This window comes from Pseudomonas sp. GR 6-02 (assembly GCF_001655615.1).
In the GTDB taxonomy this organism is placed as follows: Bacteria; Pseudomonadota; Gammaproteobacteria; order Pseudomonadales; family Pseudomonadaceae; genus Aquipseudomonas.
Genome location: NZ_CP011567.1, coordinates 2,175,911 through 2,189,171 on the forward strand (window position 1 = coordinate 2,175,911; position 13,261 = coordinate 2,189,171).

Sequence of the window (13,261 nt, forward strand, 5' to 3'; positions counted from 1 at the left end):
ATTCGGAATGATCGCGACTTGATAGTTTTCCCCTGTCAGTTGGATTTTCAGGAGTAGGTCTTAATGCCATTTGCACGTATTTCACTGCACCGGGGAAAGTCTGCCGAGTATTTACAGGCCCTCTCACAAGGGCTGCACGACGCCTTGGTAGAAAGCTTCGAAGTGCCGATGGCTGATCGATTCCAGGTCATTCACCAACATGAAACGGGCGAGCTGATCTTTGATCCCGACTACCTGGGCGGTCCTCGTAGTGATGACTTTGTGCTGATCGCGATTACTGCCGGTCGCCCTCGAGACATCGAGACGAAACAGCGTTTTTATCGCAACCTGGTCGAGAAACTGGGCCGAGCGCCGGGCATCGATTCTGAGGACGTGATGGTGGTGATTACCACGACAGCGGCAGATGAGTGGTCGTTTGGTGGCGGGCGGGGCAACTAGTTTTTGCTCTCAAGCCTGTATTCCGTAAATGTGGGCTATCTGTGTCTATCGGCAGCGTGGCCCGGTTGATAGGGTCCGTATTCACTTCAAGTTGATGAGGCAATAATGGACCTTACCGCCATCCCCTTTGGGACTACCGATTGGTCGAAGATTGAACCGGTCGAACATGCCGGCCAGACGGGCATGGCCTATTGGCGGACCTGTCAGTTTGGTTCAACGCGTGTGCGGATGGTTGAATACAGCCCCGGATATCTGGCCGATCACTGGTGCTGGAGAGGTCATATCCTGTTGTGCCTGGAAGGCGAGCTACACACAGAACTGGAAGATGGCCGCCAGTTCACACTGACTGCCGGAATGAGCTATCAGGTGGGCAACGATGCCGAGGGGCACCGCTCGTTTACCACCAGCGGTGCGAAGTTGTTCATTGTGGATTGATGCGTCGGATCTGATCCGTATTTTTCTTGGCTATCTGCATCTGTAATGGGATCAGCCTGCGGCTCACAATGACGGCACGGTCAGCAGTGGCGGTAACCGCTGCACCGCAAACTCATAGCGTAGGAGGCCCCATGGGCAAGATGGCAATTTTCCTGGGTGGATTTCTGGTGTTGACCATTTTGATTGGTGCGCTGGCTACGATTTCTCCCGTTTAGTCTCGTCCTGCGATCAGCAAAAAGCACAACGCCTCCACACTGGGAGGCGTTGGTTTTCTTCGGACAAGCTGATGGCAGGGGGGGCCAAGACCGCCTCAACGAATATGCTTGGAATAGGCCGCTTTAAGTGCCTCGGATACAAGGGCAATCAGTATCGGGGTAGAGCTGGACTGCATGTCTCTGCCGATGTCAGTTCGCCGTTCCAGCACTTTGCCAGCGTATTTGGATGCCTGGCCTTCAGACGCGAGTGATAACAGCTCTTCTTCAGTAAAAGACTTCTCATAAGCCGCGGCAAGATTTTGATTCCATTTCGGCTGGTACTGCGGAAGTAGCGCGTCAATTTCGCTCGATACGGCACTGTGTGCTTTTTCACTTCCTAACTTTTCAATGAGCATCGCAAAGGTTTGTGTTTTCTTTGCCGCCAGCAGTGCCAGTGTTGGCAGGCTGTCACCCACATGGGTTTGAGCAACAAAAGCGAGCGCTGTCTTATGCGCAAGTACTTCAGCCGTGACCGTGGTGGACAACACGATGGGCGCTACGAATGCGACCGCGACACAAAAAGACCTCATCAATTGATCTGGCTCCTTCGGTTCGCCACGTCGGTGATGCGCTACTGAGAACCCTAGTCGGGAAATACCTATATCGCTAGTGATTCGGTTCCACTTTGGCTTGAGCCAGGGCGACGTTGATGGCGTGACAGCCGTCGTGTACCCAGACTTGAAAAGCCCACTGAACCAGTAACGGTCAGTGGGCTTTTTTCACGCTGGATTGAGCGCCAGCATCACCTCAGATCAAACCGATCCAGATTCATCACCTTGACCCAGGCTGCCACGAAGTCTTTCACAAACTTCTCCTTCGCGTCGTTGCTGGCATAAACCTCAGCCAACGCCCTCAGCTGTGCATTCGAGCCAAACACCAGATCAACACGCGTCCCCGTCCATTTGAGATCGCCGGTTTTGCGGTCGCGCCCCTCGAACTCTTCATTGGCCTCAGAGACCGGTTTCCATTCCACGCCCATGTCGAGCAGGTTTTTGAAGAAGTCGTTGGTCAACGCTCCCGGTTGTTTCGTGAACACGCCGTGTTGGGTTTGGCCGACGTTGGTGTTCAGCACGCGCAGGCCACCAATGAGCACGGTCATTTCCGGCGCGGTGAGGGTCAGCAGCTGGGCCTTGTCGATCAGCAGGGCCTCGGCCGGTACGCTGTAGCGGGTTTTGAGGTAGTTGCGGAAGCCATCGGCGGCGGGTTCGAGGTAGCCGAAGGATTCAACGTCCGTTTGCTCTTGCGAGGTGTCCATGCGTCCCGGTGTGAAAGGCACCGTGATGGTATGGCCGGCATTTTTTGCCGCTTGTTCGACGCCGGCACAACCGGCCAGCACGATCAGGTCGGCCAGGGAGATTTTCTTGCCGCCGGTTTGCGCGCTGTTGAACTCGTTCTGGATGCTTTCGAGTTTCGCCAACACGCTCGCCAGTTGCTCAGGTTGGTTGGCCTGCCAGGATTTCTGTGGGGCCAGGCGCAGGCGTCCGCCGTTGGCGCCGCCGCGTTTGTCGGAGCCGCGGAAGGTGGAGGCCGCTGCCCAGGCGGTCGACACCAGTTGCGAGACGGTCAGGCCGCTGGCCAGGAGCTTGCCTTTAAGTGCGGCGATGTCGCTGTCGTTGACCAAGGCATGGTCGACCGGTGGTATCGGGTCTTGCCACAGGAGTACTTCGTTGGGCATTTCCGGGCCGAGGTAGCGGGAGAGGGGGCCCATGTCGCGGTGGATCAGTTTGAACCAGGCGCGGGCGAAGGCGTCGGCCAACTGGTCCGGATTGGCGAGGAAGCGCCGCGAAATCGGTTCATAGATCGGGTCGAATCGCAGCGACAGGTCCGTGGTCAGCATGGTCGGATTACGCCGCTTGGACGGGTCGTGAGCATCCGGAATGATGCCCGCGCCGGCACCGCCTTTCGCCGTCCACTGGTTGGCGCCCGCTGGGCTCTTGGTCAGTTCCCACTCGAAGCCGAACAGGTTTTCCAGGTAGTTGTTGCTCCATTTGGTCGGCGTGGTGGTCCAGGTCACTTCCAGGCCGCTGGTGATGGTGTCGCCGCCTTTGCCGCTGCCGAAAGTGCTCTTCCAGCCCAGGCCCTGTTGTTCAAGGCCAGCGGCTTCGGGCTCGGGACCGACGTTGTCGGCAGGGCCGGCGCCGTGGGTTTTGCCGAAAGCGTGGCCGCCAGCGATCAGCGCCACGGTTTCTTCATCATTCATTGCCATGCGCCCGAAGGTTTCGCGGATATCTATCGCCGCAGCGACCGGGTCCGGGTTGCCTTCCGGGCCTTCGGGGTTGACGTAGATCAGGCCCATTTGCACGGCGGCGAGCGGGTTCTCCAGGTTGCGTTCGCCGGGTTGTTGCGTGGCTTCTTTGTCTTTGCCGTAGCGGACGTCACCGCCCAGCCACTTGTTTTCGGTGCCCCAGTAGACGTCCTCATCCGGTTCCCAGACGTCTGGCCGACCGCCGGAAAAACCAAAGGTCTTGAAGCCCATGGACTCCAGCGCGACGTTGCCGGTGAGGACGATCAGGTCAGCCCAGGAGATGTTGTTGCCATACTTTTGCTTGATCGGCCAAAGCAGTCGCCGCGCCTTGTCGAGGCTGACGTTGTCCGGCCAGCTGTTGAGCGGGGCGAAGCGCTGCTGACCGGAGCCGGCACCGCCACGACCGTCACCGACGCGGTACGTGCCGGCGGCGTGCCAGGCCATGCGAATAAACAGTGGCCCATAGTGACCGAAGTCCGCAGGCCACCAGTCTTGCGAATCAGTCATCAGTGCGTGCAGGTCTTGCTTGACCGCCGCAAAGTCCAGTTTTTTGAACGCTTCGGCGTAGTTGAAGCCCTCGTCCATAGGGTCGGACAGGGGCGAGTGCTGGTGCAGGATCTTCAGATTCAGTTGGTTCGGCCACCAATCGCGGTTCGTCGTACCACCGCCAGCGGCGGCGTGTTTGAACGGGCATTTCGATTCATTTGCCATGTGTGCGCTACCTTTGGTCGTGTTCATCCGGCTATCCGGCCCGGGGTGGGCACGCAATAGCGACGAGCGGAATCAATGACATAGGCTGCGGCCGTGCGATCAATTGATCGTCGTGGTCACACGGGAAATCCGGATAGCGGCAATCGAGTTGCCAGCACGGTGGCCCACGGCAAGCCTAGTACGTTTCCTGACTCATTCGTATCTCTTCTCAGGTCTCAACCGGCCGGCTGATGCCAGCGCTCCAGTAAGGGTAGACGCCTATAAAGCAGTCAGCTAATAGGGGGAGTATTGGGAGGTGATAGGGATAGTCTTTTATCTGAGCCGTCGAGATGGAGTCGCTGTTACGCGTTTCTTTTATCCAGCGCCGGCAAAACGTAATCTGTCGCATCGACCTTTGGATGGAACCAAACCAATGCTGCTAACCCACCGCCCCGTCAGTGCTGAAGACGTGTTGACGATTTGCGACTTTCCTCAAACGCCCCAAGAGCTTTTTTTCATGTTCCCGAAGGCACAGTACCCGCTGACGGAGGCTCAGCTGCTTGCATCGATAGCTCAACGCTCGGACTCAACGGTGGTTGAAGGGGATAATGCTGTTGTCGGTTTTGCTAACTTTTATTCGTTTGAGCGCGATGGCGTTTGCTCAATCGGCAATGTGATCGTTTCGCCCAAGGCTCGGGGGAAAGGTGTCGCGCGGTTTTTGGTGGAAACGATGGTGGGGCTGGCGTTTGAACGTCATCGGGCAAGCGAGGTGCAGCTTTCGTGTTTCAACGAGAACACGGCGGGGCTGCTTTTGTATCCGCAGCTCGGGTTTGTGCCGTTTGGGGTTGAGGAGCGGGTGTCGCAGGATGGGCGCCGTGTCGCGCTGATACACATGCGAAAGACAAGCAAGTAGGACGATGGCGGCAGGTCTGAGGAGAAAATCAACTTCGCATTCGTTCCGTGTCTTGTTTACGGAACGAGCCGAAAAGGCGAGTGAGGTCACGTATGATGGGCCTTTTCCGTTGACCGCCACCCAAGGATCCACCCGATGTCTTTAAGCAAACGCGATCAGGCACACATCGAACGTCGCCTGGTCGCCACTCTGACCGAGGCGTGCGAAACAGCCAAGGCGGAAATAGTCGGGTTTTGCTGGTTGACCCACGAAATCGATTACGACGCCTTTCCATCCAGCCTGCGAGTGATCTGGGTCTTCGATACGCAGGCCCATAAGGATCAGGCGCTGGCGAGCGGGCAGGGCGAGCGCATGGTCGAACTGACGGCCGTAGCATTAAATGAAGCGGACGTTCTCGTCAGCCCGGTCGAGGCCCATGTGCAGTTTGATTCTGAAGAGCAATGTCAGCGCGCCAATGGCGGCAACTGGCAGAAACGCCTGGCGCCCAAGCGCTCGACGCGAGGTTGAGCCGTGGCCAAGGATATCGAAAATCCGTGTATTTCCGTTTGCCAGCTCAGTGGTGAACTGTGTGTCAGTTGTGGTCGCACCAAGGACGACATCAGAAAGTGGAAACGCATGAAGCGCCCGGAAAAAATGGCGGCGGCGCAGCGGGCGAGTGTGCGGTTGAAGGGGCTTCAGAAAAGGAAGGGTTGAGGGTTCCTCAGGGCCGCGCACAAACCTCTCGAACACATTCACGCAGCCACCGATGCGCCGAATCGGCATCCATCCGCGGATGCCACAGCATCGAAATGGTGATCGGCGGCAGCTCGAACGGCAGATCGAAACTGTGCAGGCCGGTGCGCAGGTTTTGGGTATGTCGGGCAGGCACGGTGGCGATCAGGTCCGAGGCGCGAGCCAGCGCCAGGGCGGCCGAGAAACCGCCGACGACGGTGATGATTTCCCGCTGCAGTCCCAGCGCTTCCAACGCTTCATCCATCGGTCCTTTGTCGAGCCCGCGCCGTGAGACCAGGATGTGCCGGCCAGCGGCATAACGGGAGGCAGTAATCTCGCCCTCGCTCAGCGGATGCCCCGTGCGAACGACGCCCACGAAACGATCCTCGAACAATGCACGGGTGCGCACTTCCGGGCTGGTCGTGCCGCCAACCACACCGGTTTCCAGATCGACCGAGCCGTTGCGAAGTGCGGCGCTGTCCTTGCTCAGCTTCTGCACGAAGTGCAAACGCACGCCGGGGGCTTGCTCACCGGCGCGGGCGATCAGCGCCGGGCCGAAGTTTTCGACGAAACCGTCACTGGTGCGCAGCGTGAATGTTCGAACCAGTTGCTTGAGGTCGAGCTGTTCGGCGGGGCGCAAAACCGCCTCGGCGTCTTGCACCAATCGACTGACGTGTTCGCGCAATTCAAGCGCTCGTGGCGTCGGCACCAGGCCGCGTCCGGCCCGGACCAGCAGCGGGTCGCCTGTCGTTTCGCGCAACCGCGCCAGCGCTCGGCTCATGGCCGACGGGCTCAGCCGCAGTCGTTGGGCGGCGCGGGCGACGCTGCCTTCGGCGAGCAGCACGTCCAGGGTAATCAGCAGATTGAGATCGGGAGTGGTCATGCCGCAACGTTAGCACGGCGCGGGGCTGGCATGGCGTCAAACGCATCTATCAAGTGCAAATGCTGCGCCTTCCGCCTTGTCACGCACGGGCATACGCTGCTGCTCTACCTTTCAGATGTGGCCAGACAATGAAATCCATCACTCAATCAGGTTCGGTGCGCTGGGCGCTTGCGAGTCTTTCGCTGTCGATGTTGATGCCTTCACTCGACACCAGCATCGCCAATGCGGGATTGCCGACGTTGGCCGAGGCGTTCGATGCTTCCTTCCAACACGTGCAGTGGATTGTTCTGGCGTATCTGCTGGCGATCACCACGCTGATCGTCAGCGTCGGACGGCTCGGCGACATGCTCGGCCGTCGGCGTTTGCTACTGGTGGGCATCGCCATTTTTACCCTGTCATCGCTGGCCTGCGGTGTCGCGCCGTCGCTTGGGTGGCTGGTCGGTGCACGGGCGGTGCAGGGGCTTGGGGCGGCGATCATGCTGGCGCTGACCGTGGCGTTTGTCGGCGAGACGGTGCCGAAAGCGCAGACCGGCAGCGCCATGGGGTTGCTCGGAACGATGTCGGCGATCGGCACCACGCTGGGGCCGTCGCTCGGTGGGATGTTGATTGCCGGCGTTGGCTGGCAGGCGATTTTTCTGATCAACATACCGCTGGGTGTGCTGAACATCTGGCTCGCATATCGCTATTTGCCGGCGGATGTTCAGCGGGCGAAAGCAGGGCGGGTGGGGTTCGACAAGGCCGGCACGTTGCTGCTGGCGCTGACGCTCGCGGCGTACGCGCTGGCCATGACGATTGGGCACGGTGAATTTGGACCGCTCAATATCGCGCTGCTGCTGGCGGCTGTTTTCGGTGTTGGGCTTTTCATCTTCGTTGAGGCCACGGTCGCATCGCCATTGATCACATTAGCGCTGTTCCGCCAACAGGGATTGAGCGCCAGCCTGGCCATGAGCGCGCTCGTTTCGACGGTGATGATGGCGACGCTGGTGGTCGGGCCGTTTTATCTCTCGGGTGCGCTTGGCCTCGGCACGGCACTTGTCGGTTTCGCCTTGTCGGTCGGCCCGTTGGTGGCTGCATTGACCGGCGTGCCGGCCGGTCGCCTGGTGGACCGTTTTGGCACTCGGCGCATGACCCGTCTCGGGCTCGCGACAATGGCGCTCGGCGCGAGTGCTTTATCAATGATGCCAGCGGGGTTCGGCCTCCTCGGTTACCTCGCGCCCATCGCGGTGATCACGGCCGGCTACGCGTTGTTTCAGGCGGCTAACAACACCGCGATCATGACCGACATCCGCCCGGACCAGCGCGGCGTGATTTCCGGCATGCTCAGCCTGTCACGCAATCTCGGCCTGATCACTGGAGCTTCGGTGATGGGCGCGGTGTTTGCGCTTGCTTCGACGACGACAGACATCACCAGCGCGTCTCCCGCAGCCGTCGCCAGCGGCATGCGGATAACGTTTGCCGTCGCCGTGGCACTGATCATCCTGGCCTTTGCCGTGGCCCTGTTTCCACGGGCTTCAGACTGCTGCACTGTGTGCAGCAATGAACTGCAGTGAGCCTATATTGTTCATCTAAAATCGAATACCGATACTGCCTGAACATCGCGCAGTCGACGCTCATGGCGTTCAAGACATGGCTGGAGGCCAGATTTGCAGAGGGGCCGCCTTGGCTGCATGTGGACCGAAGCGAACTAAAACCTATGGGGCACGCCGATTAAATGTGGGAGCGGGCTTGCTCGCGAAGGCGGTGTGTCAGGCAACATCAGTGTTTACTGACACTCCCTCTTCGCGAGCAAGCCCGCTCCTACAGGTTCTGCACCTGACTGCGTTCCTTTTAGTGAGCGCCTCTGATGACAGCCGCTTGCGCCGTACGCAGCGCATGCCGATTGCCCCGGAACAACACCAGTGTCGCGATCAACCCCAGCACCGCCGCGCCACTGAGCCAGATCCCCGGCGCTGCCTTGTTGTCCAGCACATGGATCAGGTACGTACAGGCCGCCGGGGTGAAACCACCGAATGTTGCGGTCGCCAGGCTGTAGGCCAAGGAGAAGCCGGTCGTGCGCACTTCCACCGGCATGATCTCGGTCAGGGCCACCACCATGGCGCCGTTGTACGAGCCATACAGGAACGACAGCCACAGTTCGACAATCAGCAAGTGGCTGAAGCTGGGGTTCGCCACCAGCCACGACAGCGCCGGATAAGCCGTGAGGATCGCCAGAATCGTCGCGCCCAGCAGCAGAGGTTTGCGGCCGATCTTGTCGGAAAGCGCGCCCATCACCGGCAGCCAGAAGAAGTTCGACAGGCCGATGCACACCGTCACCAGCAACGCATCCAGATCCGACAGATGCAGCTCGGCTTTGCCGAAGGTCGGGGTGTAGGCGGTGATCAGGTAGAACGACACCGTGGTCATCACCACCAGCGCCATGCCGGCGAGGACGATGCCGAAGTTCTGACTGATCGAGCGGACGATGTCCCGCAGGGTAGGGCGGTGTTTGCGTGCCTGGAATTCCGGGGTTTCTTCCAGCGAACGGCGGATCACGAAGATCGCCGGCACGATCATGCAGCCGATCAGGAACGGCACGCGCCAGCCCCACTCACCCATTTGGTCGGGGCTCAGCCAGTGGTTCAAACCCACGCCGAGCAGGCCGGCGAATACCACCGCGGCTTGCTGGCTGGCGGACTGCCAACTGACGAAGAAGCCTTTGCGGCCCGGTGTGGAGATTTCGGCGAGGTACACCGACACACCGCCCAGTTCCACGCCTGCTGAAAAGCCCTGCAACAGACGACCGAACAATACGATCAGCGGCGCCGCGACGCCCAGCGTGGCATAACCCGGCACACCGGCAATCAGCACCGTGCCGGCGGCCATCAACGCCAGTGTGATGATCAGGCCTTTGCGGCGGCCGTGGCGGTCGATGTAGGCACCGAGGAAAATCGCCCCCAGCGGACGCATCAGGAAACCGGCCCCGAAAGTGGCCAGAGACAGCATCAGGGAAGCAAACGCGCTATCGGCGGGAAAGAAGGTTTTGGCAATGGCCGTGGCGTAAAAGCCGTAGACCATGAAGTCGAACATTTCGAGAAAGTTACCGCTGACAACGCGAAAAATCGCTTTGCCTTTGCTCGTATTGGAAGACATGTGTAGGTACTCACTCTGGTCGATCTTGTTTGAAAGCGCTGCACCTATGTGGCGAGGGAGCTTGCTCCCGTTCGATTGCGCAGCAATCGTAAAACCGGTCACCGCTATCGCGAGCAGGCTCGCTCCCATGCGCTCTGAAGCCCATAATGGCGGGCGCGGTTTTGAGGGGAGATGAAGATTTGTTAACTGGACGGTGGGGAGGGCTTGTGGTAGTGGTCGGGATTTTGTCCGGTTGTGGCAACGGCGATAGCCTGGAACGCTTCGACGGCCCGACCATGGGCAGCAGCTATTCGATCCAATACGTGCGCCATGCCGGTCTTCCCGCACCGGCGGAAGTCCGCGTCCAGGTCGAAAAAATACTCTCTGATGTCGATCGGCAAATGTCGACCTATCGCAGTGACTCCGACATCGAACGCTTCAATAACCTGCCCGCCAACCACTGCCAGACAATGCCTGCGCCGATCCTCGAATTGGTCCGCGTCGGCGAGCGCTTGTCTTTGCAAAGTGACGGCTCCTACGACCTGACGGTGGAACCGCTGCTCAACCTCTGGGGATTTGGCCCGCAGGCGCGTGAGGAAAAAGTCCCGAGCGCCGAAGCACTGGCCGAGGTGCAGCAGCGTGTCGGTCATAATCACCTGCGCATCGAAGGTGACCAGTTGTGCAAGGATGCCGCAGTGGAGGTCGACTTCAACAGCATCGCTGCCGGTTACGCGGTCGACACGATTGCCGCCGAACTCGAAGCGCTGGGCATCCACGACTACCTCGCTGAAGCCACCGGTGAACTCAAGGCTGTCGGCAAAAAACTCGACGGCTCACCGTGGCGCATCGCCCTGGAAGAACCCCGTGATGATCAGCAAGTGGCCGAGCGCATCATTGCCGTCGACGGCTACGGCGTGTCCACCTCCGGTGATTACCGTAACTATTTCGAGCAGGGTGGCCGGCGCTATTCCCACACCTTCGATGCCCGCACCGGAACACCGGTCCTACACACCCTGGCGTCAGTCACGGTGATTCATCCTTCAGCTTTGATGGCCGATGGCTTATCGACGCTGTTGCTGATTCTTGGCCCTGAACGGGGTTGGGACTATGCCCAAACGCATGACATTGCTGCATTCTTTGTGATTCGTGCCGATACAGGTTTTGTCACACGCACCAATCAGGCTTTTGAGCGCCTGGCCGGTGAGAAAACCGAGTGATTGCGGCTGCAAAAGCATTTTTCGATGGCTTTGTAGTGCAGGCAAAACTAGCCTACGACGCGACCAAGGGTTAATGTGCGCGGCGTTGACGCTTCTATAGACTGTGTCCGGGTTCTGCACTGGCCCCAAATTGTTCCTTCACGCCGCCGATCGGCGTGATTTAGCCGCAGGCGCCGAGGGTGTCGCGGCCTGTTCTGAGGAGTACGCATGGCTGTCTACAACTACGATGTGGTGGTGTTGGGTTCCGGCCCGGCGGGAGAAGGCGCGGCAATGAACGCTGCCAAGGCAGGGCGCAAGGTGGCGATGGTCGATAGCCGTCGCCAGGTCGGCGGCAACTGCACCCACCTGGGCACCATCCCGTCCAAGGCCTTGCGTCACTCGGTCCGGCAGATCATGCAGTTCAACACCAACCCGATGTTCCGGGCCATTGGTGAGCCGCGTTGGTTCTCGTTCCCGGACGTGTTGAAAAGTGCTGAAAAAGTCATCTCCAAACAAGTCGCCTCGCGCACCGGCTACTATGCCCGTAACCGCGTCGACGTGTTCTTCGGCACCGGCAGCTTCGCCGACGAGCAAACCATCGAAGTCGTCTGCGCCAACGGCGTGGTCGAAAAACTGGTGGCCAAGCACATCATCATCGCCACCGGTTCGCGTCCTTATCGCCCGGCGGACATCGATTTCCATCACCCGCGTATCTACGATAGCGACACCATCCTCAGCCTCGGCCACACCCCGCGTAAACTCATTGTTTACGGCGCCGGCGTGATCGGCTGCGAATATGCCTCGATCTTCAGTGGTCTGGGTGTATTGGTTGAGCTGGTGGACAACCGTGGTCAGTTGCTGAGCTTCCTCGACTCGGAAATCTCCCAGGCCCTGAGCTACCACTTCAGCAACAACAACATCACGGTTCGCCACAACGAAGACTACGACCGCGTCGAAGGCGTGGACAACGGCGTGATCCTGCACCTCAAGTCCGGCAAGAAGATCAAGGCCGACGCCTTGCTCTGGTGCAACGGCCGTACCGGCAACACCGATCAGCTGGGTCTGGAAAACATCGGCGTGAAGGTCAACAGCCGTGGCCAGATCGAAGTCGACGAGAACTACCGCACCTGCGTGCCGAACATTTATGGCGCCGGTGACGTGATCGGCTGGCCGAGCCTGGCCAGTGCCGCCCATGACCAGGGGCGTTCGGCCGCTGGCAGCATCGTCGACAACGGCAGCTGGCGTTTCGTCAATGACGTGCCGACCGGCATCTACACGATTCCGGAGATCAGCTCGATCGGCAAGAACGAGCAGGAGCTGACTCAGGCCAAGGTGCCGTATGAAGTGGGCAAGGCATTCTTCAAGAGCATGGCGCGTGCGCAGATCGCCGGCGAACCGCAAGGCATGCTGAAGATCCTGTTCCATCGCGAGACGCTGGAAGTGCTGGGCGTTCACTGCTTCGGTTATCAGGCGTCGGAGATCGTGCACATCGGTCAGGCGATCATGAACCAGCCGGGCGAGCAGAACACCCTGAAGTACTTCGTCAACACGACGTTCAACTACCCGACCATGGCCGAAGCCTATCGGGTAGCGGCGTACGATGGCCTCAACCGGCTTTTTTGAGCGGCTCCGGCCGGTGGCCTGAGCCGGCCGGGGAGACCGATTTCAGCAATTCTCGAGCGTGGCAGTGGCCAAACCGGGAAAGTCTGTAATCAGGCTGTCAACGCCGAAGTCGGCGAGCCTGCGCATCAGCGCGGGCTCGTTGACTGTCCACACCGACACATGCAGCCCCTGACGCTGCGCCTTCTGCAGGCGTTCCGGCGTACACAGGGTCCAGTTCAGCGCCAGCATCTCACAGCCATAGTTTTGCGCGACCTTCAGCGGGTCGAGCCAGGCGTACTCGGCCACCAGTCCGCGAGACACGTCCGGCACCAGGTCCAGCGCGGCTTTCAACACTTCGCGTGAACTCGAGGTAATCGTGACCTTGTCCCGTATGCCGAAACGCTGGGCCATTTCGCGAATCGCCAGCACGGTGGTCGCGGCGCGGGTGCGTGAGGCGCTTTTGACTTCCAGCTGCCAGTGCTCGAAATCGCATTTTTCGAACAATTCTTCCAGCGTTGGTATCGGGCAAGGTTTGATCCAGCCTGGGCCACCCTTACGCGCGTCGTAGGTCACCAGTTCCGCAGCCGTGTGTTCGGCCACTTTGCCGCGGCGGTCGGTGGTGCGTTTGAGGGTCGGGTCGTGGATCACCATCAACTCGCCGTCCTTGGACAGGTGCAGGTCCAGTTCGCAGCGGCGCACGCCGTGCTTGAGGCATTGCTGAAAGCTGGTCAGGGTGTTTTCCGGTGCTTCGCCTTTGGCGCCGCGATGGCCGTAGATGAGAGTCAC

13 protein-coding genes are annotated in these 13,261 nt (G+C 59.7%); 8 read left to right on the forward strand and 5 right to left on the reverse strand.

Going from position 1 to position 13,261, the window contains the following annotated elements; translation table 11 throughout:
- The first annotated feature begins 63 nt into the window (after positions 1-63).
- Positions 64-438 (forward strand): tautomerase family protein, encoded by a 375-nt coding sequence (locus tag PGR6_RS09625; RefSeq protein WP_064616942.1) that lies wholly within the window; start codon positions 64-66, stop codon positions 436-438.
- Positions 439-543: 105 nt separating this feature from the next.
- Complete coding sequence (locus PGR6_RS09630) at positions 544-873, forward strand: DHCW motif cupin fold protein (protein WP_018928161.1); 330 nt, start codon at positions 544-546, stop codon at positions 871-873.
- 310 nt (positions 874-1,183) lie between these two features.
- Here the strand turns inward: PGR6_RS09630 and PGR6_RS09635 are convergent, their stop codons facing one another.
- Both PGR6_RS09635 and katG read right to left on the reverse strand, forming a co-directional pair.
- Entirely contained in the window at positions 1,184-1,657 is a 474-nt protein-coding gene (locus PGR6_RS09635) for a hypothetical protein (protein ID WP_018928159.1), read from the reverse strand.
- A gap of 212 nt (positions 1,658-1,869) precedes the next feature.
- Positions 1,870-4,110, reverse strand: a complete 2,241-nt coding sequence (gene katG, locus PGR6_RS09640) for a catalase/peroxidase HPI (RefSeq protein ID WP_064616943.1) — start codon at positions 4,108-4,110, stop codon at positions 1,870-1,872.
- Between the two features lie 385 nt (positions 4,111-4,495).
- Between katG and PGR6_RS09645 the strand changes: the two genes are divergently transcribed.
- The 3 genes from PGR6_RS09645 (at position 4,496) to PGR6_RS29235 (ending at position 5,668) form a co-directional block, all read left to right on the forward strand.
- Entirely contained in the window at positions 4,496-4,975 is a 480-nt protein-coding gene (locus PGR6_RS09645) for a GNAT family N-acetyltransferase (RefSeq protein ID WP_064616944.1), read from the forward strand.
- A 135-nt stretch (positions 4,976-5,110) separates the two neighbouring features.
- Positions 5,111-5,482, forward strand: a complete 372-nt coding sequence (locus PGR6_RS09650; protein WP_064616945.1) for a hypothetical protein — start codon at positions 5,111-5,113, stop codon at positions 5,480-5,482.
- A 3-nt stretch (positions 5,483-5,485) separates the two neighbouring features.
- Positions 5,486-5,668 (forward strand): DUF1289 domain-containing protein, encoded by a 183-nt coding sequence (locus PGR6_RS29235; protein ID WP_081626539.1) that lies wholly within the window; start codon positions 5,486-5,488, stop codon positions 5,666-5,668.
- A gap of 7 nt (positions 5,669-5,675) precedes the next feature.
- Here PGR6_RS29235 and PGR6_RS09655 read toward each other — a convergent pair whose 3' ends face one another.
- Entirely contained in the window at positions 5,676-6,569 is an 894-nt protein-coding gene (locus PGR6_RS09655) for a LysR family transcriptional regulator (RefSeq protein WP_064616946.1), read from the reverse strand.
- Positions 6,570-6,697: 128 nt separating this feature from the next.
- On the opposite strand from PGR6_RS09655, the gene PGR6_RS09660 reads away from it, so the two are divergent.
- Positions 6,698-8,119 carry an MFS transporter gene (locus tag PGR6_RS09660; protein ID WP_064616947.1) on the forward strand — a complete coding sequence of 474 codons (1,422 nt, stop codon included), beginning with the start codon at positions 6,698-6,700 and terminating at the stop codon, positions 8,117-8,119.
- A 277-nt stretch (positions 8,120-8,396) separates the two neighbouring features.
- Here the strand turns inward: PGR6_RS09660 and PGR6_RS09665 are convergent, their stop codons facing one another.
- Positions 8,397-9,698: an MFS transporter gene (locus tag PGR6_RS09665; RefSeq protein ID WP_064616948.1), complete on the reverse strand. Its 1,302-nt coding sequence runs from the start codon at positions 9,696-9,698 to the stop codon at positions 8,397-8,399.
- A 146-nt stretch (positions 9,699-9,844) separates the two neighbouring features.
- On the opposite strand from PGR6_RS09665, the gene PGR6_RS09670 reads away from it, so the two are divergent.
- The gene (locus PGR6_RS09670; RefSeq protein ID WP_064616949.1) at positions 9,845-10,894 is read left to right on the forward strand and encodes an FAD:protein FMN transferase; all 1,050 of its coding nucleotides are present in this window, start codon (positions 9,845-9,847) and stop codon (positions 10,892-10,894) included.
- Between the two features lie 207 nt (positions 10,895-11,101).
- Positions 11,102-12,496 carry a Si-specific NAD(P)(+) transhydrogenase gene (gene sthA / locus PGR6_RS09675; protein WP_007935284.1) on the forward strand — a complete coding sequence of 465 codons (1,395 nt, stop codon included), beginning with the start codon at positions 11,102-11,104 and terminating at the stop codon, positions 12,494-12,496.
- Positions 12,497-12,538: 42 nt separating this feature from the next.
- Here the strand turns inward: sthA and PGR6_RS09680 are convergent, their stop codons facing one another.
- The gene (locus PGR6_RS09680) at positions 12,539-13,261 is read right to left on the reverse strand and encodes a glycerophosphodiester phosphodiesterase (protein ID WP_064616950.1); all 723 of its coding nucleotides are present in this window, start codon (positions 13,259-13,261) and stop codon (positions 12,539-12,541) included.